This window comes from Cellulomonas pakistanensis (assembly GCF_016862755.1).
Classification (GTDB): domain Bacteria; phylum Actinomycetota; class Actinomycetes; order Actinomycetales; family Cellulomonadaceae; genus Cellulomonas; species Cellulomonas pakistanensis.
In genome coordinates, this window is the sequence record NZ_BONO01000030.1 from 27,291 (window position 1) to 51,915 (window position 24,625).

The 24,625-nt window shown below is 75.3% G+C and carries 23 protein-coding genes; 17 read left to right on the forward strand and 6 right to left on the reverse strand.

Annotated elements, in window-relative coordinates; genetic code table 11:
• Positions 1-61: 61 nt before the first annotated feature.
• A complete protein-coding gene (rbfA, locus tag Cpa01nite_RS16425) occupies positions 62-517 on the forward strand; it encodes a 30S ribosome-binding factor RbfA (RefSeq protein WP_203669926.1) in 456 nt (151 codons plus the stop codon).
• Between the two features lie 170 nt (positions 518-687).
• Here the strand turns inward: rbfA and Cpa01nite_RS16430 are convergent, their stop codons facing one another.
• Positions 688-2,157 carry a DHA2 family efflux MFS transporter permease subunit gene (locus Cpa01nite_RS16430; RefSeq protein WP_203669929.1) on the reverse strand — a complete coding sequence of 490 codons (1,470 nt, stop codon included), beginning with the start codon at positions 2,155-2,157 and terminating at the stop codon, positions 688-690.
• 73 nt (positions 2,158-2,230) lie between these two features.
• On the opposite strand from Cpa01nite_RS16430, the gene Cpa01nite_RS16435 reads away from it, so the two are divergent.
• The 9 genes from Cpa01nite_RS16435 to Cpa01nite_RS16475 all read left to right on the forward strand — a co-directional run bounded on the left by Cpa01nite_RS16435 (position 2,231) and on the right by Cpa01nite_RS16475 (position 11,398).
• Complete coding sequence (locus Cpa01nite_RS16435; protein ID WP_239068861.1) at positions 2,231-2,893, forward strand: TetR/AcrR family transcriptional regulator; 663 nt, start codon at positions 2,231-2,233, stop codon at positions 2,891-2,893.
• Positions 2,890-3,849: a tRNA pseudouridine(55) synthase TruB gene (gene truB / locus Cpa01nite_RS16440; protein ID WP_203669932.1), complete on the forward strand. Its 960-nt coding sequence runs from the start codon at positions 2,890-2,892 to the stop codon at positions 3,847-3,849. The genes Cpa01nite_RS16435 and truB overlap by 4 nt, the downstream gene beginning before the upstream one ends.
• A gap of 116 nt (positions 3,850-3,965) precedes the next feature.
• Positions 3,966-4,991 (forward strand): bifunctional riboflavin kinase/FAD synthetase, encoded by a 1,026-nt coding sequence (locus Cpa01nite_RS16445; RefSeq protein WP_203669934.1) that lies wholly within the window; start codon positions 3,966-3,968, stop codon positions 4,989-4,991.
• Positions 4,992-5,098: 107 nt separating this feature from the next.
• Positions 5,099-5,368 carry a 30S ribosomal protein S15 gene (rpsO, locus tag Cpa01nite_RS16450; RefSeq protein WP_166939714.1) on the forward strand — a complete coding sequence of 90 codons (270 nt, stop codon included), beginning with the start codon at positions 5,099-5,101 and terminating at the stop codon, positions 5,366-5,368.
• A gap of 206 nt (positions 5,369-5,574) precedes the next feature.
• Complete coding sequence (locus tag Cpa01nite_RS16455; RefSeq protein ID WP_203669936.1) at positions 5,575-7,803, forward strand: polyribonucleotide nucleotidyltransferase; 2,229 nt, start codon at positions 5,575-5,577, stop codon at positions 7,801-7,803.
• Between the two features lies 1 nt (position 7,804).
• Positions 7,805-9,133, forward strand: a complete 1,329-nt coding sequence (locus tag Cpa01nite_RS16460) for a M16 family metallopeptidase (protein WP_203669938.1) — start codon at positions 7,805-7,807, stop codon at positions 9,131-9,133.
• Positions 9,134-9,255: 122 nt separating this feature from the next.
• Positions 9,256-10,116 (forward strand): hypothetical protein, encoded by an 861-nt coding sequence (locus Cpa01nite_RS16465; RefSeq protein ID WP_203669940.1) that lies wholly within the window; start codon positions 9,256-9,258, stop codon positions 10,114-10,116.
• 11 nt (positions 10,117-10,127) lie between these two features.
• Entirely contained in the window at positions 10,128-10,883 is a 756-nt protein-coding gene (dapB, locus tag Cpa01nite_RS16470) for a 4-hydroxy-tetrahydrodipicolinate reductase (RefSeq protein WP_203669942.1), read from the forward strand.
• Positions 10,884-10,888: 5 nt separating this feature from the next.
• The gene (locus Cpa01nite_RS16475) at positions 10,889-11,398 is read left to right on the forward strand and encodes a hypothetical protein (RefSeq protein ID WP_203669944.1); all 510 of its coding nucleotides are present in this window, start codon (positions 10,889-10,891) and stop codon (positions 11,396-11,398) included.
• Between the two features lie 96 nt (positions 11,399-11,494).
• Here Cpa01nite_RS16475 and Cpa01nite_RS16480 read toward each other — a convergent pair whose 3' ends face one another.
• The 3 genes from Cpa01nite_RS16480 to Cpa01nite_RS16490 form a co-directional block, all read right to left on the reverse strand.
• A complete protein-coding gene (locus Cpa01nite_RS16480) occupies positions 11,495-13,273 on the reverse strand; it encodes an EAL domain-containing protein (RefSeq protein ID WP_203669946.1) in 1,779 nt (592 codons plus the stop codon).
• A 136-nt stretch (positions 13,274-13,409) separates the two neighbouring features.
• Entirely contained in the window at positions 13,410-13,970 is a 561-nt protein-coding gene (locus tag Cpa01nite_RS16485) for a GNAT family N-acetyltransferase (protein ID WP_203669949.1), read from the reverse strand.
• 5 nt (positions 13,971-13,975) lie between these two features.
• Positions 13,976-15,445: an NAD-dependent succinate-semialdehyde dehydrogenase gene (locus Cpa01nite_RS16490; RefSeq protein ID WP_203669950.1), complete on the reverse strand. Its 1,470-nt coding sequence runs from the start codon at positions 15,443-15,445 to the stop codon at positions 13,976-13,978.
• 72 nt (positions 15,446-15,517) lie between these two features.
• On the opposite strand from Cpa01nite_RS16490, the gene Cpa01nite_RS16495 reads away from it, so the two are divergent.
• On the forward strand, positions 15,518-16,333 hold the full coding sequence (locus Cpa01nite_RS16495) for a thymidylate synthase (protein WP_203669951.1): 816 nt from the start codon (positions 15,518-15,520) through the stop codon (positions 16,331-16,333).
• Between the two features lie 13 nt (positions 16,334-16,346).
• On the opposite strand, the gene Cpa01nite_RS16500 is transcribed toward Cpa01nite_RS16495, so the two are convergent.
• Positions 16,347-16,667 (reverse strand): AzlD domain-containing protein, encoded by a 321-nt coding sequence (locus Cpa01nite_RS16500; protein ID WP_203669952.1) that lies wholly within the window; start codon positions 16,665-16,667, stop codon positions 16,347-16,349.
• Positions 16,664-17,431 carry an AzlC family ABC transporter permease gene (locus Cpa01nite_RS16505; protein WP_203669953.1) on the reverse strand — a complete coding sequence of 256 codons (768 nt, stop codon included), beginning with the start codon at positions 17,429-17,431 and terminating at the stop codon, positions 16,664-16,666. Before Cpa01nite_RS16505 ends, Cpa01nite_RS16500 begins: the two co-directional genes overlap by 4 nt.
• 215 nt (positions 17,432-17,646) lie before the next feature.
• Between Cpa01nite_RS16505 and Cpa01nite_RS16510 the strand changes: the two genes are divergently transcribed.
• The 6 genes from Cpa01nite_RS16510 to Cpa01nite_RS16535 all read left to right on the forward strand — a co-directional run bounded on the left by Cpa01nite_RS16510 (position 17,647) and on the right by Cpa01nite_RS16535 (position 24,563).
• Positions 17,647-18,603: a carbohydrate ABC transporter permease gene (locus Cpa01nite_RS16510; protein WP_203669954.1), complete on the forward strand. Its 957-nt coding sequence runs from the start codon at positions 17,647-17,649 to the stop codon at positions 18,601-18,603.
• Positions 18,600-19,532 carry a carbohydrate ABC transporter permease gene (locus Cpa01nite_RS16515; protein WP_203669955.1) on the forward strand — a complete coding sequence of 311 codons (933 nt, stop codon included), beginning with the start codon at positions 18,600-18,602 and terminating at the stop codon, positions 19,530-19,532. Before Cpa01nite_RS16510 ends, Cpa01nite_RS16515 begins: the two co-directional genes overlap by 4 nt.
• A gap of 112 nt (positions 19,533-19,644) precedes the next feature.
• Positions 19,645-21,006 (forward strand): ABC transporter substrate-binding protein, encoded by a 1,362-nt coding sequence (locus tag Cpa01nite_RS16520; protein WP_203669956.1) that lies wholly within the window; start codon positions 19,645-19,647, stop codon positions 21,004-21,006.
• Positions 21,003-21,821, forward strand: a complete 819-nt coding sequence (locus Cpa01nite_RS16525; RefSeq protein ID WP_203669957.1) for a glycerophosphodiester phosphodiesterase — start codon at positions 21,003-21,005, stop codon at positions 21,819-21,821. Before Cpa01nite_RS16520 ends, Cpa01nite_RS16525 begins: the two co-directional genes overlap by 4 nt.
• A gap of 129 nt (positions 21,822-21,950) precedes the next feature.
• On the forward strand, positions 21,951-22,865 hold the full coding sequence (dapA, locus tag Cpa01nite_RS16530) for a 4-hydroxy-tetrahydrodipicolinate synthase (protein ID WP_203669958.1): 915 nt from the start codon (positions 21,951-21,953) through the stop codon (positions 22,863-22,865).
• Between the two features lie 12 nt (positions 22,866-22,877).
• On the forward strand, positions 22,878-24,563 hold the full coding sequence (locus tag Cpa01nite_RS16535) for a ribonuclease J (protein ID WP_203669959.1): 1,686 nt from the start codon (positions 22,878-22,880) through the stop codon (positions 24,561-24,563).
• Positions 24,564-24,625 lie beyond the last annotated feature (62 nt).

The following is a 24,625-nucleotide window of genomic DNA, read 5'->3' on the forward strand; positions in this document are numbered from 1 at the left end:
GTGGGGGCAGGCCCGCGGCCGTTCGTCCGCCCGCCGACGCGGGCGCTGAGAGGAGATCGACATGGTGGACCACCCCCGGGCCCGCAAGCTCGCGGACCGCATCCAGCAGGTCGTCGCGCAGATGCTCGACACCCGGATCAAGGACCCGCGGCTGGGCTTCGTGACCGTCACCGACGTCCGCGTGACCGGTGACCTGCAGCACGCGAGCGTGTTCTACACGGTGCTCGGCGACGAGGAGGCCCGGACGGGCACGGCCCAGGCGCTCGAGAGCGCGAAGGGCCTGATCCGCTCCGAGGTCGGCAAGCAGACAGGCGTCCGGCTCACCCCGACGCTGGAGTTCCACCTGGACGCGGTCCCCGAGACCGCGGCCCACCTGGACGCGGCCCTGCTCGAGGCCGCGCGCCGCGACGCCGAGGTGTCGGCGCTGGCCACCGGCGCGCAGTACGCCGGGGAGGCCGACCCGTACCGCAAGCCGGCGGACGAGGACGAGGACGGCGAGCCGGACGCCGCGCGCTGAGCGCGCACCGGCGCCGGCCGTGAGGTCGTCACAACGGCACGAGGTCGTCACTCCTGGGTGACGATCTCGTGCCGTTGTGACGACCTCGGCCTCGCCGCGGCACCCGGGCCGCGCCCGGCCGCCGGGCTCAGCCCTCGCCGCGGCACCCGGGCCGCGCCCGGCCGCCGGGCTCAGCCCTCGCCGCGGCCCGTTCCGCGCGGCATCGCCAGCGACGCGACCGCCGCCAGCGCGATGACCGCCGCCCCGGTGAGGACCGCCGGGCGCAGGCCCGCCTCGAACCCGTCCGGGGCGATCGTGCCGCCGGCGGCGGTGAACACCGCGGTCAGCACCGCGACGCCGAGCGCCACGCCGACCTCCCGCAGGGTCGCGTTGGTCGACGACGCGGTGCCGTGGTCGTCGGGCGCCATGCCGGCGAGCACCGCGGTCGCGCTGGGCGCGAACGTCAGGCCCATCCCGATCCCGGCGAGCACCAGGCCCGGCACCAGCGCGGCGTAGCCGCCGTCGGACGCGGCGAACGCCAGCCAGGCGAGGCCGGCCGCCTGCGCCGCGAGGCCGCCGGTGAGCAGCACCCGCACGCCGACCCGCGGCGCGAGCATCCCGGCGAGCGGCGCGACCACCATGGGGGCCGCGGTCCACGGCAGCGTCCGGAGCCCGGCCTCGAGGGGGGAGTAGCCCTGGACGATCTGCAGGTACTGCGCCAGCAGGAACACCGCGCCGAACGCGCCGAGGGAGAACGCGAAGCCGGAGGCGTTCGCGACGGAGAAGCTGCGGGAGCGGAACAGCCGCAGGGGGACGAGCGCGTGCGGGGTGCGCGCCTCGTGCGCCAGGAACAGCGCGAGCGCGAGGACGCCGCCGACGATCGGGCCGAGCACGCCGGCCGAGGTCCAGCCGTCCTCGTTGCCGTGCACCACGCCCCAGACGACCCCGAGCACGCCGGCGGCGGCGAGCACGAGCCCGAGCAGGTCGAGCCGCTGCGCGCGGCCGCGCTGCTCGGGCAGCGAGCGCAGCACGAGCGGCACCGCGACGAGCGCCACGGGCACGTTGATCCAGAACATCGCCTGCCAGGAGATGCCCTCGACGACCGCGCCGCCGACGACGGGCCCGAGCGCGACGCCGAGGCCGGAGACGCCGCCCCAGATGCCGATGGCCATCGCCCGGCGGGACGCGGGGACGGCGGCGGCGAGCAGGGTGAGCGACAGGGGCATGACGGCCGCCGCGCCGACGCCCTGCAGCGCGCGGGCGGCGATCAGCGCGCCGGGCGTCCCGGCCAGCGCCGCCGCGATCGAGCCGAGCGTGAACACAGCGATCCCGCCGAGGAACGTGCGCCGGCGGCCCCAGCGGTCGCCGAGCGTGGCCGCCGCGATCATCAGGGTGGCGAACGCGAGCGTGTACGCGTTCACCACCCACTGCAGGTCGGTGAGCGAGGCGCCGAGCTCGGCCTGCAGGACCGGCAGCGCGCTGGTGACGACCAGGTTGTCGAGGGTCGCCATGAACATCGGCAGCGAGGCGGCGACCAGGGCGACCGCCACCGGGACGGCGCGGGACGCCGGGCGCGGCACGTCCGGGGGAGCCGCGGAGGGCGCGGCTCCGGCGGGGGCGCCACCGGCGCCCGGGGCGGGGGTGCGGGTCTGCGTCGACATCGGGACTCCTGTAAGCAGCGGCTGATTACTTCGACCCGACGGACGCTAGTAATCGACTGATAACATGTCAACCATGGATCTCGCCGACGCCGCCCGGCCCGCCCCTCGCGCACCCCGCATGTCGGGGGACCAGCGGCGCGAGCAGATCCTCGCGGCCGCCGTCGAGGTGCTCGCCGAGGGTGGTTACGCGGGCACCACGACCGACCAGGTCGCCCGCGCGGCCGGGGTGTCGCAGCCCTACGTGGTGCGCCTGTTCGGGTCCAAGCAGCGGCTGTTCCTGGAGGCCTACCGGCACGCGACGGAGCGGGTGCTCGCGGCGATGTCCGCGGTCGAGCCCGGGCCGGGCGCGGTCGAGCGCACGGGGCGCGCCTACGTCGAGCTCATGGCCGACCGCGACCTGCTCCGGGTGCTCATGCACGGTTTCACCGCGGGCGACCCGGAGGTCACCGCGCTCGCGCGGCACACGCTCGGCGAGGTGTTCCGGCTGTTCCGCGCGCGCGTCGAGCCGGACGACCCGGACGGCGACGAGACCGCGCGGCGGTTCGTGGCCGACGGCATGCTGATCAACGTGCTGCTCAGCTCCGACGGCTTCGCCCACGCCGGCGAGGACCCGGCCTTCGACGCGCTGCTGCGCTGCTTCGCGCCCGAGGTGGTCGCGGCCGGCACTGCCGCGACCGCCGGCACCGGCACCGCCGCGACCGCCGGCCCCGGCACCGCCGCCGGGGCGACCGCGTGAGCCCCGCGCGCGACCCGCGCCGGCCCGACCGCCCGCGCCGCCCGACCGCCCCCGACGGCCTGCTCGTCGTCGACAAGCCGCAGGGCTGGACCAGCCACGACGTCGTCGCGAAGGCGCGCGGCCTGGCGGGCACCCGCAAGGTCGGCCACGCCGGCACGCTCGACCCGATGGCGACCGGCGTGCTCGTGCTGGGCGTCGGGCGGGCGACCCGCCTGCTCACGTACGTCGTCGGGGCCGACAAGGAGTACACCGCGACGATCCGGCTCGGCGTGTCGACCACGACCGACGACGCCGAGGGCGAGCCCGTCGGCCGCGCCGACGCGTCCGGGGTCGCCCGCGCCGCGCTGGACGCCGGGGTCGCGGCGCTCACCGGGCCGATCCAGCAGGTGCCCAGCGCCGTCAGCGCGATCAAGGTCGACGGGCAGCGTGCGTACGCCCGGGTCCGGGCGGGGGAGGACGTGGAGCTCGCGGCCCGGCCCGTGACGATCTCCCGGTTCGACGTGCACGCGGTGCGTCCGGTGCCGGACGCCGACGGCGTCCCCGCGCTGGACGTCGACGTCACGGTCGTGTGCTCGTCGGGCACGTACATCCGGGCGCTGGCGCGGGACCTCGGGCGGGCGCTCGGGGTCGGCGGGCATCTCACGGCGCTGCGCCGCACCCGGGTGGGCGGCTACGGGATCGACGGCGCGCGGGCGCTGGACGACCTGGAGGCGTGGCCCGCGGACGTCCCGCTCGACACGCTGCCCCTGGCGGACGCCGCGCGGGCGACGTTCGCCGTGCGCGAGCTCACCGAGGCGGAGGCCCGGGCGCTGTCCTACGGGCAGCGGATCTCCGCGACCGGCTCGGGTGCCGGCGTGACGGTCGCCGCGCTCACCCCGGAGGGCGAGCTGGCGGCCCTGCTCGAGGACCGGGGGCCGCACGCGCGCCCGGTCCTGGTGTTCGCCGCGGCGTCCTGACGGCGGCGCCGGCGTGCGGCGCGCGAGGCACCCCGCGCGCCGTGGCAGGCTTGTCCCCGCGCCGCGACCCCGCCGGCGCCGACCGCGCCGCGAGGCGCCGACCGACGGGAGACCTGGTGCAGCGCTGGACGGACCTCGCGCAGGTCCCCGCGGACTTCGGGCCGTCGGTGGTGACGGTGGGGAACTTCGACGGGGTGCACCGCGGGCACGTCGGGGTGCTGACCCGGATGGTCGCCGACGCCCGCGCGGTGGGCGCCCGGTCCGTGGCCGTGACGTTCACGCCGCACCCGCAGCAGGTGCACCGCCCGGAGACCGCCCCGCCGCTGCTGACCGGCGACGCCGACCGGCTCGAGCTGCTGGAGCAGACCGGGCTCGACGCGGTGCTGCTGCTCACCTACACGCTCGACTTCGCGCAGCAGACCGCCGAGGAGTTCGTGCGGACGCACCTCGTGGAGGGGCTGCGCGCGCGGACCGTCGTCGTCGGCCGGGACGTGCGGTTCGGCCGCGGGAACGCCGGCGACCTGTCCACCATGGTCGAGCTGGGGGAGCGGTTCGGGTTCGCGGTCGAGGTGATCGAGGACGTCGCGCCGGACCCGGCCGACGCCGCGGCGGCGCCGGACGCGCCGGCCGACCCCGCGTCCGCCCTCGCCGACCCCCTGCGCCGCCGCTGGTCGTCCACCTGGGTCCGCGAGCTGCTGGTCGCGGGCGACGTCCGCCAGGCCGCGCGCGTGCTCGGCCGCCCGCACCGGATGCGGGGCACCGTGGTGCACGGCGACAAGCGCGGCCGGGACCTCGGCTTCCCGACGGCCAACCTGTCGCAGGACGCCACCGGCATGGTCCCGGCCGACGGCGTGTACGCGGGCTGGCTCCGCCGCCCTGGCGTACCCGCCGGGTCGCCCGACGCGGTGCTGCCGGCCGCGGTGTCCGTCGGCACCAACCCGACGTTCGCCGGCCTGCAGCGCCGGGTCGAGGCGTACGTGCTCGACCGCACGGACCTCGACCTGTACGGCGAGGAGGTCGTGCTCGAGTTCGTCGAGCGGCTGCGCCCGACGCTGCGGTTCGACTCGGTGGACGAGCTGGTCGAGCGCATGCACCAGGACGTCGCCGGGGTGCGCGAGGTCCTCGCCGGCGCCGCCGGCTGACGTGCCGCACCTGGTAGACTCGCACAGCCGTCAGAACGGCCGCGGACCGAGAGCGCCCGGGTGGACCTGCCCCGGAGCACCGCGCAACGAGACAATCCAGGAGAGTCGTGCCCCTCGACAGCGCCACCAAGAAGTCCATCATGGCCGAGTACGCCACCCACGAGGGTGACACCGGCTCGCCGGAGGTCCAGATCGCGATGCTGACGCAGCGCATCAACGACCTGAACGAGCACCTCAAGACGCACAAGCACGACCACCACAGCCGCCGCGGGCTGCTGCTGCTGGTCGGCCAGCGTCGCCGCCTCCAGGCCTACCTGCAGAAGGTCGACATCGACCGCTACCGCAGCCTGATCCAGCGGCTCGGCCTGCGCCGATGACCGCGTGACCGGCCCGGACCCCGATCGGGGTCCGGGCTGGTCCTGCGTCGGGCCCGGGGTCCGGGCCCGACGCGCACGCCAGCACCCACGCGCGCCGGTCGACGCGTCCGGTCCTCGGTAGTGGTCCCCGGAACTCCCGTGTCCGGGTGCCTCGATCGAAGACCGCCGTGACCGGGCCGGCGCCTTCGACACGAAGGAGGGCACCCGTGGAGGGTCCCGAGATCCAGTTCGCCGAGGCCGTGATCGACAACGGTCGCTTCGGCACCCGCACCGTCCGCTTCGAGACCGGCCGCCTCGCCAAGCAGGCCGCCGGCTCCGCGATGGCCTACCTCGACGGCGAGACGGCCCTGCTGTCCGCCACGACGGCCGGCAAGCACCCCAAGGACCAGTTCGACTTCTTCCCGCTGACGGTGGACGTCGAGGAGCGGCAGTACGCCGCGGGCAAGATCCCCGGCTCGTTCTTCCGCCGCGAGGGCCGCCCGTCCACCGAGGCGATCCTGGCCTGCCGCCTGATCGACCGCCCGCTGCGCCCCCTGTTCGTCAAGGGCCTGCGCAACGAGGTCCAGGTCGTCGTCACCGTGCTGGCGATCCACCCGGACGACGCGTACGACGTCCTGGCGATCAACGCCGCGTCCATCTCCACCCAGATCTCCGGCCTGCCGTTCTCCGGCCCGGTCGGCGCCGTGCGCATCGCGCTGATCGACGGCCAGTGGGTCGCGTTCCCGCGGTACACCGAGCGCGAGCGCGCGACGTTCGAGATCGTCGTGGCCGGCCGCGTCGTCGGTGACGACGTCGCGATCGCCATGATCGAGGCCGAGGCGCCCGAGAAGTCCTGGAACCTCATCAAGGACGAGGGCGGCACCGCCCCGACCGAGGCCGTCGTGGCCGAGGGCCTGGAGGCGTCCAAGCCGTTCATCAAGGCCCTGGTCGAGGCGCAGCAGCAGCTCGCCGCGCAGGCCGCCAAGGAGACCCGCGACTTCCCGACGTTCCCGGACTACCAGCCGGACGCGTACGAGGCCGTCGAGGGCGCCGCGCACGCCGCGATCCTCGAGGCCATGCAGATCGCGGACAAGCAGACCCGCGAGAACCGCCTGGACGAGATCAAGGCCGAGACGCTCGAGCAGCTCGGCGCGTCGTTCGAGGGCCGCGAGAAGGAGCTGTCCGCCGCGGTGCGCGCGGTGACCAAGAAGGTCATCCGCCAGCGCATCCTCACCGACGGCTTCCGCATCGACGGCCGCGGCCTGCGGGACATCCGCACGCTGTCCGCCGAGGTCGAGGTCCTGCCCCGCGTGCACGGCTCGGCGCTGTTCGAGCGCGGCGAGACCCAGATCATGGGTGTCACCACGCTGAACATGCTCCGCATGGAGCAGCAGCTCGACACGCTGTCGCCCGAGACGCGCAAGCGCTACATGCACAACTACAACTTCCCGCCCTACTCGACCGGCGAGACCGGCCGCGTGGGCTCGCCGAAGCGGCGCGAGATCGGCCACGGCGCCCTCGCCGAGCGCGCGCTCATGCCGGTGCTGCCGAGCCGCGAGGAGTTCCCCTACGCGATCCGCCAGGTGTCCGAGGCGCTCGGCTCCAACGGCTCGACCTCGATGGGCTCCGTCTGCGCGTCGACCCTGTCGCTGCTGAACGCGGGCGTGCCGCTGCGCGCCCCCGTCGCCGGCATCGCCATGGGCCTCGTGTCCGACACGGTGGACGGCGAGACGAAGTACGCCGCGCTGACCGACATCCTGGGCGCCGAGGACGCGTTCGGCGACATGGACTTCAAGGTCGCCGGCACGCGCGAGTTCGTCACGGCCATCCAGCTCGACACCAAGCTCGACGGCATCCCCGCCTCCGTGCTGGCCGACGCGCTGACCCAGGCCAAGGAGGCGCGCCTCGCGATCCTCGACGTCCTGAACGAGGCGATCGACACGCCCGACGAGATGTCGCCGAACGCCCCGCGCGTCATCACCGTCAAGGTCCCGACCGACAAGATCGGCGAGGTCATCGGCCCGAAGGGCAAGATGATCAACCAGATCCAGGAGGAGACCGGCGCCGACATCTCGATCGAGGACGACGGCACGGTCTACATCGGCGCCACCGACGGTCCGTCGGCGGAGGCCGCGCGGGCGGCGATCAACGCGATCGCCAACCCGCACATGCCCGAGGTCGGCGAGCGCTTCGTCGGCACGGTCGTCAAGACGACCACCTTCGGCGCCTTCGTGTCGCTCTCCCCGGGCAAGGACGGCCTGCTGCACATCTCGCAGATCCGTCGCCTGGTCGGCGGCAAGCGGGTCGAGAACGTCGAGGACGTCCTCGGCGTGGGCCAGAAGGTCCAGGTCGAGATCGGCGAGATCGACCCGCGCGGCAAGCTGTCGCTGCACGCGGTGGTCGAGGAGCCGGCCGAGGGCGACGCCGCGGCCACGGCCGAGCCGGCCGACGCCTGACGTGCCGCTGGACCTCCCTCTGGTCGCGCCCGGTCAGCCGGGCAGCGACCTGACCGCCGGGCAGGCGGGTGACGGCTCCGTCCGTCGCTCCGTCCTGCCCGGCGGGGTCCGCCTGCTCACCGAGCACGTCCCCGGCGTGCGGTCCGCGTCCGTCGGGGCGTGGGTCGGCGTCGGCTCCCGGGACGAGTCCGACGGGCACCACGGCTCGACGCACTTCCTCGAGCACCTGCTGTTCAAGGGCACCGCGCGGCGCACGGCGATGGACATCGCCGAGGCGTTCGACGAGGTCGGCGGCGAGGCGAACGCCGCCACGGGCAAGGAGCACACCTGCTACTACGCCCGGGTGCTCGACGAGGACCTGCCGATGGCGGTCGACGTCATCAGCGACATGGTCACCTCGGCCCGCCTGGACCGCGACGAGCTCGAGACCGAGCGCGGCGTGATCCTCGAGGAGCTCGCCATGAACGACGACGACCCGAGCGACGTCGTGCACGAGCGCTTCGCGACGGTCGTCCTCGGCGAGCACCCGCTCGGCCGGCCGATCGGCGGCACCCCGGACACGATCCGGGCCGTGCCGCGCGACGCCGTCTGGGAGCACTACCGGCAGCACTACCGCCCGGAGACGCTCGTCGTCACCGCGGCGGGCAACGTCGACCACGACGCGCTGGCCGCGCAGGTCGTCCGGGCGCTGCAGGACGGCGGCTGGGACCTGGCGGCGGGTGCCGCGCCGGCCGCGCGCCGGGGCTCGACCGAGGCGCTGCCGGTGACGGCCGGGGCCTCCGAGGTCACGGTGCACCGGACGACCGAGCAGGGCAACGTGATCGTCGGCGGGACCGGCCTCACCGCCACCGACCCGCGCCGGTTCACGCTGTCCGTGCTGAACGCGGTGCTGGGCGGCGGCATGTCGTCGCGGCTGTTCCAGGAGATCCGCGAGAAGCGGGGCCTGGCGTACTCGACGTACTCGTTCGCGTCCGGCCACGCCGACACCGGGGTCTTCGGGCTCTACGCCGGCTGCGCGCCCGCGAAGATCGACGAGGTCACCGAGCTCCTGGTCGCCGAGCTCGAGCGGCTCGCCGACGGCGGCATCACCGACGCCGAGCTGCGCCGGTCGGTCGGGCAGCTGTCCGGCGGCCTCGTGCTCGGCCTGGAGGACTCCGGGTCGCGCATGAGCCGGCTCGGCAAGTCCGAGCTGGTGCACGGCGAGCTGCTGTCCACGCAGGAGTCGCTCGACCGCGTCCGCGCGGTCACGGCCCGCGAGGTGCAGGAGCTGGCCGCCGACCTCGCGTCGCGACCGCGGTCCGTGGTCCGCGTCGGCCCGTTCGGGGGCTGACGGCGCCGCACCGCCACCGCGCGCACGTCCGTCGAGCCGGGTCCCCCAGGGGCCCGGCTCGCGGCGTCCCGGGGCCGGAGGTCGGAGTTCCGCCGCGCGTCCGCCGGGACGATGATGGGGGCATGGCTGCCGTCACGTCCGCCCGCCGCTCGACCGTCGTCGCCCCGCGGCGCCCGGGCCTGGTCGAGGCCCTCTGGGTCGCCCGCGCCCCGCTCGGGTCGCCGCCGCGGGTCGCGCTGCCCGACGGCCGCCCGTCGGTCGTGGTCCGGCTCGGCGCGCCGGTGCGGTGGGTCCACCCGCTGACCGGCGAGGCGGAGACGGTCGGCAGCGTGCTGCGCGGCCCGCGCGTGGTGCCCGGCGTCGTGCTCCCCGCCGCCGGCGCGGAGTCCTGGGAGGTCGGCGTCCGGCTGGCCCCGTGGGCGCTGTCCGCGCTGCACCCCGCGGGCTTCCTGGTGGACGGGCACCGCCCGCTCGGCGAGGGGCTCGGCGTCGACGAGGACGCGCTCGCCGGCGCGATGCGCGCGGCGTGGGACGGTGCCGCGGGGTCGGGCGAGGCCGCGGCCGCGGCGGCGTGCGCGACCGTGCTGGAGGACGCGCTGCACGCCGCTGTGCGCCGGCCGGTGCCGCCCGCCGACCGGGACGCGGTCGACCGGGTCGCGGCGTACGCGGAGGCCGAGCGCGGGCTCGTCCGCTCCGTCGACCTGGCGCGCGAGGTCGACCGGTCCCTCGCGGGCCTGCACGCGCTGCTCGCCGCGCACGTCGGGCTGAGCCCGGCCGCGTTCCTGTCGACGGTGCGGCTGTCCTGCGCGGTGCGCGAGCTCGGCGTCGACGACCGCGGGGACGCCGTCGGCGTCGTGCGCGTGCTGCGGGCGTACGTGGACGCCGGCTACCCGCAGCGGGAGGTCGAGCGGTTCACCGGGATGCCGGCGCTCGACCTGCGCCGGGCCGTGCGCGGCATGGAGGACGTGCTGGCGAGCGCATAGGGTGGCGTGCCGTGAGCGAAACGATTCCGGTGGCCGTGCTCGGCGCGGCCGGCCGCATGGGACGGACCGTCGTGGACGCCGTGGAGGCGTCGGCCGACCTGGAGCTGGTGGCCGCCCTCGAGCACGGCGACGACGTCGACGCGGTGGGCGCGACCGGCGCGCAGGTGGCGATCGACTTCACCGTGCCCGCGGTCGCGGAGGCCAACGTCCGGTCGCTGGTCGCGCAGGGCGTGCACGCGGTGGTGGGCACCACCGGCTGGACCGCGGAGTCGCTGGCCCGGGTCGAGGCGGACCTCGTCGGCCGGCCCGGCGTCGGCGTGCTGGTCGCCCCGAACTTCGCGCTCGGCGCCGTGCTGGCGATGGCGTTCGCCGCGCGGGCGGCCCGCTGGTTCGAGTCCGTCGAGGTCGTCGAGCTGCACCACCCGGACAAGGCCGACGCCCCGTCGGGCACCGCCCGGCACACGGCGCAGGCGATCGCGGCGGCCCGCCGCGAGGCCGGTCTGGGCCCCGTGCCGGACGCGACCACGACGGCGCTGGACGGCGCCCGGGGCGCGGACGTCGAGGGCGTGCGAGTGCACGCGGTGCGCCTGCGCGGGCTCGTCGCGCACGAGGAGATCCTGCTGGGCAACGCGGGGGAGCAGCTGACCATCCGGCACGACTCGTTCGACCGGGTGTCGTTCATGCCCGGCGTGCTCCACGCGGTCCGGCAGATCGGCTCGCACCCCGGGCTGACCGTCGGGCTCGAGCACTACCTGGACCTGGGCTGACCGGCGTGGCGGACGAGGGTCGCGGCGGCGGCCGGCGCCGCACCGGCCTGGTCGCGGCCGTGGCGCTCACCGCGCTGCTCGGGCTCTACCTGTGGCTGGTCGCGGGCCGCGCGGTCGCGCTGATCCGGACCGGTGAGCCCGTCGGGGTCGGGCTCGGCCTCGCGTTCGCGCTGCTGCCGCTGCTGATGCTCGGCCTGGTGGCGCGGGAGTGGCTGCTCGCGGTCGACGTGCAGCGGATGGCCGACACCCTCGCCGCGCGCGGGGAGCTGCCGGTCGACGACCTGCCCCGGAGCCCGGGCGGCCGGATCGACCGCGCGGCGGCGGGCGTGCAGTTCGAGGCGGCGCGCGCCGAGGCCGAGGCCGCGGCGACCGGCGACTGGGGCGTCTGGTACCGGCTGGCGTTCGCCTACGACGCGGCCGGCGACCGCAAGCGGGCCCGCGCGGCGCTGCGGCACGCCTCGCGCATCCACCGGGGCCGGGCGCCGGCGGGCGAGGACCCGCGCGGCCTGGCCTGACCGCAGCACGGCTCGTCGAGTGGAAGATCCGGCCGGACACGCCCCGGCGTGTCCCGCCGGATCGTCCACTCGAGGGAGGACGGGGACGCCCGGGGGTCAGACCGCCGGGGTCAGGTACGCGCGCAGGGCGTCGGCCGGCATCGGCCGGGCCACCAGGAACCCCTGGACCAGCGGGATGCCCGCGGCGCGCAGCGCGTCGAGCTGGGCGTCGGACTCGACGCCCTCGGCGACCACGGTCATGCCCTGCTCGACCGCCATCCGGTGCACGAGCTCGACCAGGAGCGCGTCCAGCGGGTCGTCGAGCATCCCGGCGACCACGGACCGGTCGATCTTCAGCACGTCGACCGGCAGCCGCGTGACGTGCCGGAGCCCCGACATCGCGCCGCCGAGGTCGTCCAGCGCGATCGGCACGCCGGCCCCGCGCAGCGCGGCGAGCGCGGGCACCGCGGCGGCGACCTGGCCGTCGGACGCGGCCTCGGACAGCTCCAGGCGGATCGCGTCGTGCGGCGTGCCGGCCGCGTCGAGCACGCGCAGCACGCGGTCGGCGAGCAGCGGCTCCTCGAGCGCGGAGGGGGAGAGATTGACGTTCACGACGCCCGGCGCGGCCTCGCCGAGCCCCGACCGCCACGCGGCCAGGTCGGCGCACGCGCGCTCGAGCACCCACAGGTCCAGCTCGAGCGACAGCCCGGCCCGCGCGGCGCGGTCGAGCGGCGCCACGGGACCCGTGAGCCGGCCCTCGTCGTCCCGGGAGCGGAGCAGCGCCTCGACCTCGCGGACGGAGCCGTCGGCGGTGCCGGCGATCGGCTGGTAGTGCACCTCGAGCGCGGCGAGGTCCAGCCCCGGCAGCGCGGCGAGCCCGACGAGCGCCGCGGGCCCCGCGCCCGGTCCGGCGCCGGCGCCCGGGCCCTGGTCGGCGCCCGCGAGGCGGACGCGGTCGCCGCCGGCCTTCTTGGCGCCGTACATCGCGAGGTCGGCCTCGCGCAGCAGCCGGTCGTGGTCGAGGAGGGCGCCGGCGCCGATCGCGAGGCCGACGGACGCGCGCGAGTGCGCGGGCACCGGCAGCCCCGGGTCGTGCGCGGCGATCGCGGCGCGCAGCGCCTCGCCGAGGTCGAGCGCGCGCACCCGCCAGGTGTCGTCGGGGCTCTGCGGCGGCAGCAGCCGCGCCAGGGCGAACTCGTCCCCGCCGAGCCGCCCGACCACGTCGCCGGGCTGCGCCGAGGCGGCCAGCCGCGTGGCGACCGAGTGCAGCAGGGCGTCGCCGAACGAGTGCCCGAGCGTGTCGTTGACCTCCTTGAGCCGGTCGAGGTCGAGGAACGCCAGCACGACCGCCCCGCCGTCGGCGCGCGCCGCGGCGCACAGCTCGCGCAGGCCGTCGACGAACCGCGCCCGCGACGTCACGCCGGTCAGGTGGTCGTGCGACGCCTCGTGCGCGAGCTCGGCGGCCAGCGCCTCCATCAGCGTCGTCGGGTCGAGGATGCCGACCGGGCCGCCGTCCGGGCCGGTGACCACCATGTCCTGGTAGCCGTCGCCGTCGACCAGCCGCTCGGCGGCGTCGGTGAGCGAGGCGGTGACCTCGACCGACGACACGTCCCACCGGGCCACGTCCGCGACCGGTCGCCGCCCCCACAGCGACCGTCCGAAGCCGTACCGCCCGGTCATCGTCGTCAGGAACTCCTTGCGGCCCACCATCCCGTACGGGCCGTCGGGCTCGCGCGGCGCGACCAGCACCGACGAGCCGGCCCAGCGGGTGCGGAAGCCGACGTCGACCGACTCGCAGGAGTCGGTCGGCGCGACGACGACGGGCGCGGAGACCAGGTCGGCGAGCGCGCGGCCTCGGTCGGCGCGCCGCCAGGGCGCGCGGGTCTGGGGGGACACGCCCGCACGATCGCCCGGCGGGCCGGGGACCTGAGGGTCCGCCGCGCGGCGCCGCGCGCTGTTCGCCCGCCGTTCACCTCCGCGGGGCCGTCCGGGTGACCGCGTCACCCGCGCGGGTCGCGCGCGTGCGCGCAGGTCAGAGGCTCGCGCCCCACAGGTGCTCGGTGATCTCCCGCGGGTCGTCCTGCTCGCCGAGGACCCGCGTGGCGCCGACGTCGCCCATCCCGGCGGACCCGAGGAACCGCTCGCGCGCGGTGTCGCCCGCCACGACCCAGGTCTGGACGCTGGTCGCGCGGTCCTCGTCCCGCAGCACGTCGACGACCGCCGCGAGCAGCCGGGACCCGTGCCCGAGCCGGCGCTCCGCGGGGTCGACCTCCAGCGCGAGGATCTCGCCGCCGGGGGTGTCGTCGCCGGACCCGGGCGGCGCGGTCACCGGCGCGACGGACGCGAACCCGACGAGCCGCGGCCCGTGCATCGCGACCAGCACCCGGTACCCGCGACCGGGCGGCGCGGCGATCGCGGCGGCCCACTGGTCGGTGACTCGCGCGAGGTCCACGCGGTCGAGGACCTCCTCGCCGACCAGGTCGCCGAGCGTCGCGCGCCACGCCGCGAGCTGCACGGCCGCGACGGCCGCCTCGTCGCCCGGCACGGCGGGCCGGACGGAGACGTCGGACGTGGCGGCGAGCAGGGGGTCCATGCCGGTCACAATGCCACGTACACCGGCTCCAGGTACTCCTCGATCCCGGCCTCGCCGCCCTCGCGGCCGATGCCCGACGACTTCACGCCGCCGAAGGGCGCGCTCGCGTCGGACACCATGCCGCGGTTGATCCCGAGCATCCCGGCCTCGACGCCCTCGGCCAGCCGCATGACCCGGCCGACGTCCCTCGTGTACGCGTACGCCACCAGCCCGTACTCGGTCCCGTTGGCCAGCCGGAGGGCGTCGGTCTCGTCGCCGAACGTCACCACCGGGGCGACCGGGCCGAAGATCTCCTCCCGCACGGCGCGGGCGTCCTCGGGCACCCGGTCGAGCACGGTCGGCGGGTAGAAGTACCCGCGGCGCCCGGGGCGCTCGCCGCCGGTCCGGACCCGCGCCCCGTCGTCGGCGGCCGCGGTGACCAGCTCCTCCACCCGGTCCACGGCGGCCTTCTCGATCAGCGGCCCGACCGCGACGTCCGGCGCGGTGCCCGGCCCCATCACCAGCCGGTCGAACGCGGCGGTCAGCCGGTCGGCGAACTCCGGGGCGACCGACTCCTGCACGAGGAACCGGTTCGCGGCGACGCAGGTCTGCCCGGCGTTGCGCATCTTGGCGGCGACCGCGCCCTCGACGGCGGCCTCCAGGTCGGCGTCCTCGAACACGAGGAACGGCGCGTTGCCGCCGAGCTCCATCGACGTCCGCAGGACGCCGTCGGCCGCCTGCCGGAGCAGCGTCCGCCCGACCTCCGTGGACCCGGTGAACGACAGCTTGCGCAGCCGCGGGTCGGCGATGACGGGCTCGGTCAGCGCGCGGGACGACGACGTCGGCAGCACGTTGACGATCCCGGCCGGCAGGTCGCGGGCGTCGAGCTCCGCACGGACGATCTCGGCGAAGTAGGCGGTGGTCAGCGGGGTGAGCTGCGCCGGCTTGATGACCACGGAGCAGCCGGCGGCGAGCGCCGGCGCGACCTTGCGCGTGATCATCGCGATGGGGAAGTTCCACGGCGTGATGAGCAGGGCGGGGCCGACCGGCCGGCGCAGCACGAGCTGGTGGTGCGTCCCCGCCGGCGCCCGCCGGGTCAGCCCGTCGAGCCGCACCGCCTGCTCGGAGTACCAGCGCACGAACTCGGCCGCGTACTGCACCTCGGCGCGCGACTCGGCCAGCGGCTTGCCGCCCTCGGCGGTGACGAGCGCCGCCAGGTCCTCGGCGCGGGCGACCATCGCGTCGAACACCGCCCGCAGCACGTCGGAGCGCGTCCGCGGCGGCACCTCGCGCCACGCGGGGAACGCCCGGTGCGCCGCGTCGAGCGCCGCGAGGCCGTCCTCGGGCGTGGCGTCCGCCACCTCGAACAGCACGTCGGTGGTCGCCGGGTCGGCGACGGGGAACGTGCCGCCGCCGGTGGCGGGCCGCCACTCGCCGCCGACCAGCAGGCCGGTGGGGGTGTGGGCGGCGACGTACGGCGGCAGCGGCGAGGTCATGGGGCCAGTGTCGACCCGGACCTCCCCGGCCGGCACCCCGAAATCGGCCGGGCGGAACCCTACGATGGCCCCATGACGACGCCCGCCGGCCCCATCGCGACGCCCTACGAGGACCTGCTCCGCCTGGTGCTGGAGACCGGCACCGCCAAGGCGGACCGCACGGGCACGGGGACGCGCAGCGTGTTCGGCCACCAGATGCGGTTCGACCTGCAGCAGGGGTTCCCGCTCGTCACCACCAAGCGGGTGTTCGTCCGCGGCCTGACCGAGGAGCTGCTCTGGTTCCTGCGCGGCGAGCGCAACGCCCGCACGCTGCAGGAGAAGGGCGTGCACATCTGGGACGAGTGGGCCGCCGAGGACGGCGACCTCGGCCCGGTGTACGGCGTCCAATGGCGGTCCTGGCCGACGCCCGACGGCGGCACGATCGACCAGCTGGCGCAGGTGCTCGACGGGCTGCGGCGCGACCCCGACTCGCGCCGGCACATCGTCTCGGCGTGGAACGTCGCCGACATCCCGTCGATGGCGCTGGCGCCGTGCCACGCGTTCTTCCAGTTCTACGTGGCGGACGGGAAACTGTCCTGCCAGCTCTACCAGCGGTCGGCGGACCTGTTCCTCGGCGTGCCGTTCAACATCGCGTCGTACGCGCTGCTCACGCACATGGTCGCGCAGCAGGTGGACCTCGAGGTCGGCGACTTCGTGTGGACCGGCGGCGACTGCCACATCTACGACAACCACGTCGAGCAGGTGCGCGAGCAGCTGACCCGCGACGCGTTCCCGGCGCCGCAGCTCGTGCTGCGCAAGGCGCCGAGCCTGTTCGAGTACACGTACGAGGACGTGGCGATCGAGGGCTACCAGCACCACCCGGCGATCAAGGCGCCCGTCGCGGTCTGACCCCCGCGGGGGACTAGGGAACGCCGAGCCAGCGGAGCAGGGCCGCCGTCGCCGCGGCGAGGAGCACCACCAGCACGAACGGCGCACGGAGCAGGAGCGCCACCGCGGCGACCACCAGCGCCGCCACCCGCGCGTCCAGCACCAGCGCCCCGTCGGTCGTCGCCGTCTGCACGGCCACGAGCGCCGCGAGCAGCGCGGCGGTGACCAGGGCGGCGGTCCGCACGACCCGCGGCCGCTGCAGCAGCGTGCGGGGGACCAGGTGCCCGGCGACCTTGGTCGCGAGCACGACCGCGGACGCCGCCAGCACGGCCCACCACACGGCGACCCGGCTCACGGGGTCACCACCGGGGCCGGCCCGGCGCCCGCCCGCCGCCCGGGCGCGCCGCCGCCCTCGCCGCCGTCGAGCGACCCCACCACCACGGCGAGCGCCGCGGCCGCCAGCACCGGGACGCCCGCCGGCGCGACGGGCGTCAGCGCGAGCGCCAGCACGGCGGCCGCGACCGCCACGACCCGCACCGTGCGCGTCACCCGCCGGTCGTCGCCCGACAGCCGCGGCCACAGCAGCGCGAGGAACGCGGCGCCCGCGGCGGCGTCCAGCCCGTACCGGCGCGGGTCGCCCAGCGCGTCGCCGAGCAGAGCGCCCAGCAGCGAGAACGCGTTCCACAGCACGAACACGCCCGCGCCGGTCCACCAGAACCCCGCGCGGGTCGCCGCGGGCGTCGGTTGCGCGGTGGCCACGGCCGTCGACTCGTCGATCGTCAGGTGCGCGGCGAGCAGCCGCCGCCAGCCGGACGCGCCGAGCAGGGGCGCGACCTGCACCCCGTACAGCCCGTTGCGCGCCCCGAGCAGCCCGGCGGTCGCCACGACCGCCCCGACCGCGCCGCCGGCGCCGACCACGCCCACGGCCGCGAACTGCGAGCCGCCGCTGAACATGAGCAGGCTCAGGGCCATCGTCTGCGGGACGTCGAGGCCGGCGGCCACCGACAGGGCCCCGAACGAGACGCCGTACAGGCCGGTGGCCACGGACACGGACACGGAGGTGCGGACGGCCGACCGCACGGCGGGGTCCGGGTCCTGCGCGAGGGAGCGGGGCGGCACGCCACGAGGGTAGGACGTGCCGGCCGCGCGGTCGGGAGGCTGTCCGGCCGCTGACCGCGCGGTGACGCCGCGGAACCCCAGGTGAACGACCCGGGAAGGCTTGCGGAACGACCCCGCAGAACGCTCGTTCCCGGTGGCGGGACGGGGGCAGGGTGTCCAGGGCCGCGACGGAGCGGTCCGTGCACCTGCCCCTTGATCGAAGCGGACCCCTCCCCGTGACCACAGCCGAAGTCCTCGCCCCGCCGCCGGCGGCCGCCCCTGCGGGTGCGCCCCGGCGCCGAGGCGCCCTCCAGTCGCGCCGACGCCGGTCGGCGCTGATCTGGTTCCTCCTGCTCGCCGGGCCCAACCTCGCCCTGCTGCTGGTGTTCGTGTACCGGCCGCTGATCCAGTCGTTCTACCTGTCCACGCTGCAGTGGAACCTCGGCTCGCCCGTCGCCCGCCAGATCGGCCTGGGCAACTACGTCGAGCTGTTCACCTCGCGGAACTTCACGCAGGTCGTCACCACCACGGTGGTGTTCACGGTCGCGACGGTCGGCGGCGCGATGCTGCTGGGCCTCGGCCTCGCGGTGCTGCTCAACCAGAAGCTCCGCGGCCGCGGGTTCGCCCGCACGGTCGCGTTCGCGCCGTACGTGCTGTCCGGCTTCGCGGTCGGCATCCTCTGGTTGTTCATCTTCGACCCGCGGTACGGCCTCGTGCGCGAGGTGCTGAGCTGGGTCGGCGCGTCGTCGCCCCAGTGGTACACCGAGCGCCCCTGGCCGCTGGTCATGGTGATCGTCGTCTACCTGTGGAAGAACCTCGGGTACGTCGCGCTGATCTACCTGGCCGGCCTGCAGTCGGTCCCGCAGGACCTCAAGGACGCGGCGGCCCTCGACGGGGCGTCGTCCTTCCGGACGCTGCGGTCGATCATCATGCCGCTGCTCACCCCGACGTCGTTCTTCCTGCTGGTCACGATGATGCTGGCCTCGCTGCAGTCCTTCGACATCATCAAGGCGATGACCCAGGGCGGCCCGCTCGGGTCGACCACGACGCTCATGTACTCCGTGTACCAGGAGAGCTTCGTCAACGGCCGCGCGGGGTACGCCTCCGCCGTCGCCACCGTCCTGTTCCTCGTGCTGCTGGCGGTCACCGCGGTGCAGATGCGGTTCGTCCAGCGGAAGGTCCACTACGCATGAGCGTCCTGACCCCGAAGCGGCCGGCCGCCGCCACGCCCGCCTCGCCCGCCTCGCCCGCGGGGCCGACGACGCCCGTCCGCCCCACGGACGCCTCCTCGCGGCCCGGCCGCAAGCAGCGCCCGCACGTCGGCAGCTACCTCACGATGGTCCTGGCGACGATCGTGCTCGGCGCGCCGCTGATCTGGATGGTGCTGGCCAGCCTCAAGACGTCGCAGGAGCTGTACCAGTTCCCGGTGCAGTGGCTGCCGGGGTCGCCGAGCCTGGACAACTACGCCCAGGCCGCCGACACGGTCCCGCTCGGCCGCCTGCTGCTCAACAGCGTCGGCCTGACCGTGGTCGGCGCCGGCCTCAAGGTGGTCCTCGGCCTCACCTGCGCCTACGCGCTCGTGTTCCTCGAGTTCCCGTTCAAGAAGATCGTGTTCGGCCTGGTCATCGCGACGCTGATGATCCCGCCGCAGGTCACGATCATCCCGAACTACACCCTGGTCGCCGACCTCGGCTGGCTGAACACCTACCAGGGCATCCTCGTGCCCGGCCTGGCCAGCGCGTTCGGCACCTTCCTGTTCCGCCAGCACTTCCTGACGCTGCCGGGCTCGATCCTCGAGGCCGCGGAGCTGGACGGGGCCGGCCACTGGCGCAAGCTGTGGCGGTTCGTGGTCCCGATGAGCACGCCGACCATCGCGGCGGTCACCCTCGTGTCCGTCGTCACCGAGTGGAACGACTACCTCTGGCCGTTCCTGGTCATCGACCGCGCCGACAAGATGACGCTGCCGATCGGCCTGACCCTGCTGCAGAACATCGACGGCCTGACCAACTGGGGCGTGCTGCTGGCCGCCACGGTCGTCGTGACCCTGCCGATCCTCGTCGTCTTCCTGGTCCTGCAGCGCCGGCTCGTCGCCGGCCTCACCGCGGGCGCCGTCACCGGCTGACCCGCCCCCCGACGTGGCCGGTCCGCCGGCCGCCTGAGACGGTCGCGCCCCCGCGCGCCCGTCACCCCCCGAGCGCCGCGACGCGGCGCGCGAACCCCGAAGGAGCACCACCGTGTCCCACCTCCGCAGGCGTCGCCGCAGCACCCTGGCCATCGCCGCTGCCGTCGCCGGCACGACGCTCGCGCTCACCGCGTGCGGCGGCCCGTCCACGGCCGCGTCGTCCGACGAGACCGAGGCCGCCGAGGCGACCGACTGGTCGCAGGTCGAGCCCGCGTCCGAGATCACCTGGTGGAGCAACCACCCCGGCCAGTCCCAGGCCGTGGAGGAGCAGCTCATCGCCGACTTCGAGGCCGAGAACCCCGACATCACGGTCAACCTGGTCACGGCCGGCGCGAACTACGACGAGGTCGCCCAGCGGTTCCAGGCGGCGTCGCAGACCGAGGAGAAGCCGGACCTCGTCATCGCGTCCGACGTGTGGTGGTTCCGCTACCACCTGAACGACCAGATCATGCCGCTGGACGACGTCTTCGAGGCGATCGACGCCGACGCGGACGACTTCCAGCCCGGCCTCTACGGCGACTACGAGTACGACGGCCAGCACTGGGCCGCGCCGTACGCGCGCTCGACGCCGCTGTTCTACTACAACAAGGACATGTGGGCGGCCGCGGGCCTGCCCGACGAGGGTCCGGAGTCCTGGGAGCAGCTGCAGGAGTGGAGCACCGCGCTCGAGGCGCAGGTGCCCGCCGAGGGCTCGCCGTTCGGCCTCTCGCTCGGCACGTCCTGGTCCGCCTGGTGGTTCGAGAACATGATCTGGGGCCAGGGCGGCCAGTACTCCGACGAGTTCGACGTCACGCTCGACTCCGACGAGGCGCTCGCCGGCGGCGAGTTCCTGCGCGGCCTGTTCCACGGCGACGACGCGATCGCGACCGTCTCGGCGGACGACTCGATGGCGGACTTCGCCTCCGGCCTGATCGCCTCGACGATCGGCTCGACCGGCTCGCTGAAGGGCGCGCTGGACGCGGCCTCGTTCGAGGTCGGCACGGCGTACCTGCCCGACGGCCCGCAGGGCGGCGGCACGCCGACCGGCGGAACCGGCCTGGCGATCTCGTCCTCCAGCACCCCGGAGGAGCAGCTCGCGGCGGCGATGTTCCTGGAGTTCATCACCAGCACCGAGAACACCGCGACCTTCTCGCAGGCGACGGGCTACATGCCGGTCCGCACCTCGGCCGTCGAGTCCGACACCATGAAGGCCGTCTACGAGCAGGCCCCGCAGTTCCGCACCGCGGTCGACCAGCTCGCCGACAAGGCGCGCGCGCAGGACTACATCCGCGTGTTCGTCCCGGGCGCCGACGCGCTGCTGACCGACGCGATCGAGCAGATCGTCCTCGAGGGCACCGACCCGGCCGAGGCGTTCGAGTCGGTCACGCCGCAGATCGAGACGGCGTACACCGAGAACGTCGAGCCGTACCTGTGACCGGAACCGTCACCGGTCCGGTCGCCGGGGCCGCCCAGCAGGGCGGCCCCGGCGCCGGGGCGTCCCGGCCCCTGGTCGTCGCGCACCGCGGCAACTCGGCGGTCGCCCCGCAGAACACGCTCGCGGCCTTCGAGGCGGCGTGGCGGGCGGGCGCGCACAGCATCGAGATCGACATCCAGCCGACCGCCGACGGCGAGGTCGTGGTGATCCACGACGACACCGTCGACGCCACCACGGACGGGCAGGGCGTCGTCGCCGAGATGACGCTGGACGCGCTGCGCGCGCTGGACGCGGGCTCGTGGTTCGCGTCCGCCTACGCGGGGCAGCGGGTGCCGACGTTCGCCGAGGTGCTGGAGCTCATGGTCCGGCGCCCGGGGATCGACCTGCTGCTCGAGCTCAAGGGCGCCTTCACGGTCGAGCAGGTGCGCCCGGTCACGGACGCCATCCGCGCGGCCGGCCTGGCCGACCGGGTCATCGGGCAGTCGTTCTGGCCGGAGTCCGTGCGGGCGCTCGCGTCGGCGGACCCCGACCTGCGCCGGGGCCTGCTCATCTTCCAGGTGCCCGAGGACGGCGGGGTCGACGAGGTGGTCCGCGTCGCGGGCGAGCTCGGCGTCATGACCGTCAACCCGTACGTCCCGCTCCTGGTCGAGCACCCCGACCTGGTCGCGCGGCTGCACGCCGCCGGCCTGCAGGTGCAGGTCTGGACGCTCAACGAGCCCGAGCACTGGGCCGCCGCGGCGGCCCTCGGCGTCGACGCGGTCATCACCGACCGCCCCGACCGCCTCGCCGGCTGGCTCGCGGCCCGCGCCTCCTGAGCGCGGCGCGCGCTCGCGCCGAGGTCGGCACCCCGCGCTCGAGCTCGGCACCTCCGGGTGCCGACCTCGGACCGGGGGTGCCGACCTCGGCGTGCGTCCGGCGCGGCGCGGGGCGGTACCGTTGAGGCCATGCTTCCCGCCACCCCGTCGCGTCCCTTCGGCGCGGTGCTCACCGCCATGGTGACGCCGATGCGGGAGGACGGCTCGGTCGACCTCGACGCCGCCGTCGCCCTCGCCGCGCACCTCGTGGACCACGGGCACGACGGCCTCGTGCTCAACGGCACCACCGGGGAGTCGCCCGCCACGCACGCGCCCGAGAAGGCGGAGCTGGTCCGGGCCGTCGTCGACGCCGTGGGGGACCGCGCGACCGTCGTCGCCGGTGCCGGGTCGAACGACACGCTGCACGCCGTCCGGATGGCCGAGCAGGCCGCCGAGGCCGGCGCCGACGGCCTGCTGGTCGTCGCGCCCTACTACTCGCGCCCGTCGCAGCCCGGCCTGGTCGCGCACGTGACCGCGGTCGCCGACGCGACGCCGCTGCCGGTGATGCTCTACGACGTGCCCGGCCGGGCGGGCGTGCGGTTCGCGCACGCGACGCTGGTCGAGCTCGCGCAGCACGACCGCGTCGTCGCGATGAAGGACGCCACCGGCGACCTGTACGCCGCCGCCAAGGCCGCGTCCGCCACCGGGCTCGCCTGGTACAGCGGCGACGACTCGCTCTACCTGCCGTTCCTGGCGCACGGCGCCGCCGGCATCGTCAGCGTCGTCGGCCACGTCGCCGGCCCGCAGCTCGCCGCGCTCACCGCGGCGCACGACGCGGGCGACCACGCCCGCGCCCTCGAGATCTTCCTGTCGATCGCACCGGCGGTCGACGCGCTCAACGGCCAGGGGTTCCAGGCGGTCGCGGCCAAGGCCGCCGTCTGGTCCCTCGGTCTGATCCCGACCCGACACATGCGGCTGCCCAACGTCGCCGCGTCGGACGAGGACGTCGAGGCGGTGCGCGCGGGCCTGGCTGCCGCGGGCCTGCTCGACGCCCTGTCCGCCTAGTACAGGAGAAGCATGTCCCACCCGCACCCCGACCTCGCCCTGCCGCCCGCACTGCCCGAGGGCGGCCTGCGCATCGTCGCCCTCGGCGGCCTCGGCGAGGTCGGTCGCAACATGGCCGTCCTCGAGTACGGCGGCCGCCTGCTCATCATCGACTGCGGCGTCCTGTTCCCCGAGGACCACCAGCCCGGCGTCGACCTGATCCTCCCGGACTTCGGGTACATCGCCGACCGCATGGACGACGTCGACGGCATCGTGCTGACCCACGGGCACGAGGACCACATCGGCGCCGTGCCGTACCTGCTGCGGCTCCGCAAGGACATCCCGCTGATCGGCTCGCAGCTGACCCTCGCGTTCGTCGAGGCCAAGCTCAAGGAGCACCGGATCACCCCGACGACCCACGCGGTCAAGGAGGGTCAGACCGAGCAGATCGGCGCGTTCTCCTGCGAGTTCGTCGCGGTCAACCACTCGATCCCGGACGCGCTGGCCGTCGCGGTCACCACGCCCGCCGGCACCGTGCTGCACACCGGCGACTTCAAGATGGACCAGCTCCCGCTGGACGGCCGGATCACCGACCTGCGCGCGTTCGCGCGGCTGGGGGAGAAGGGCGTCGACCTGTTCATGGTCGACTCCACCAACGCCGAGGTCCCCGGCTTCGTCACGCCGGAGCGCGAGATCGGCCCCGTGCTCGACAACGTGTTCGCCACCTCCGCGCGCAAGATCGTCGTCGCGTCGTTCTCCTCGCACGTGCACCGCGTGCAGCAGGTGCTGGACGCCGCCGCCGCGCACGAGCGCAAGGTCGCCCTGGTCGGCCGGTCGATGGTGCGCAACATGACGATCGCCGCCGAGCTCGGGTACCTCAAGGTGCCGGACGGCGTGCTGGTCGACGCCAAGCGCCTGGACGACGTGCGGGACGACGAGCTCGTGCTCATGTGCACCGGCTCCCAGGGCGAGCCCATGGCCGCGCTGTCCCGGATCGCCAACAACGACCACAAGATCTCGGTCGGCCCCGGCGACACCGTCATCCTCGCGTCGTCGCTGATCCCCGGGAACGAGAACGCGGTGTACCGCGTCATCAACGGCCTGACCCGGCTCGGCGCGCGCGTCGTGCACGGCGGCAACGCCAAGGTGCACGTCTCCGGCCACGCCAGCGCCGGCGAGCTCCTGTACTGCTACAACATCCTCAAGCCGCGCAACGTCATGCCGGTGCACGGCGAGGTCCGGCACCTCGTGGCGAACGGCGCGCTCGCGGTGAAGTCCGGCGTCCCGGCCGACCGCGTCGTGCTCGCCGAGGACGGCGTGGTCGTGGACCTGGTCGACGGGCGGGCCTCCGTCGTCGGCGCGGTGCCCTGCGGGTACGTGTTCGTCGACGGCTCCAGCGTCGGCGGCATCACCGAGGCCGACCTCAAGGACCGCCGGATCCTCGGCGACGAGGGGTTCATCTCGATCTTCGCGGTCATCAGCTCGACGGACGGCAAGGTGCTCGGCAAGCCGCAGATCCTCGCCCGCGGCGTGGCCGAGGACGACGCGGTGTTCGACGCGATCCTGCCGGACGTCACCGCGGCCCTCGAGGACGCGGCGCGCGGCGGCGCCGTCGACACCCAGCAGCTGCAGCAGGTCGTGCGGCGCGTGGTCGGGCGCTGGGCGTCCAACCGCCTGCGCCGTCGGCCGATGATCATCCCGGTGGTCGTCGAGGCCTGACCGCCCCGGCCCCGGCTGCGGACGGCCCGGGCGCGCGCACCTCGCGGGGTGCGCGCGCCCGG

Bases quoted from the DNA above. Each gene is read 5' to 3' on its own strand.
- Cpa01nite_RS16465 (WP_203669940.1), top strand. From the start codon at position 9,256: ATGGCTGCCGTCACGTCCGCCCGCCGCTCGACCGTCGTCGCCCCGCGG.
- Cpa01nite_RS16515 (WP_203669955.1), top strand. From the start codon at position 18,600: ATGAGCGTCCTGACCCCGAAGCGGCCGGCCGCCGCCACGCCCGCCTCG.
- dapA (WP_203669958.1), top strand. From the start codon at position 21,951: ATGCTTCCCGCCACCCCGTCGCGTCCCTTCGGCGCGGTGCTCACCGCC.
- Cpa01nite_RS16495 (WP_203669951.1), top strand. From the start codon at position 15,518: ATGACGACGCCCGCCGGCCCCATCGCGACGCCCTACGAGGACCTGCTC.
- Cpa01nite_RS16430 (WP_203669929.1), bottom strand. From the start codon at position 2,157: ATGTCGACGCAGACCCGCACCCCCGCCCCGGGCGCCGGTGGCGCCCCC.
- Cpa01nite_RS16485 (WP_203669949.1), bottom strand. From the start codon at position 13,970: ATGGACCCCCTGCTCGCCGCCACGTCCGACGTCTCCGTCCGGCCCGCC.
- Cpa01nite_RS16535 (WP_203669959.1), top strand. From the start codon at position 22,878: ATGTCCCACCCGCACCCCGACCTCGCCCTGCCGCCCGCACTGCCCGAG.
- Cpa01nite_RS16490 (WP_203669950.1), bottom strand. From the start codon at position 15,445: ATGACCTCGCCGCTGCCGCCGTACGTCGCCGCCCACACCCCCACCGGC.
- rbfA (WP_203669926.1), top strand. From the start codon at position 62: ATGGTGGACCACCCCCGGGCCCGCAAGCTCGCGGACCGCATCCAGCAG.
- Cpa01nite_RS16435 (WP_239068861.1), top strand. From the start codon at position 2,231: ATGGATCTCGCCGACGCCGCCCGGCCCGCCCCTCGCGCACCCCGCATG.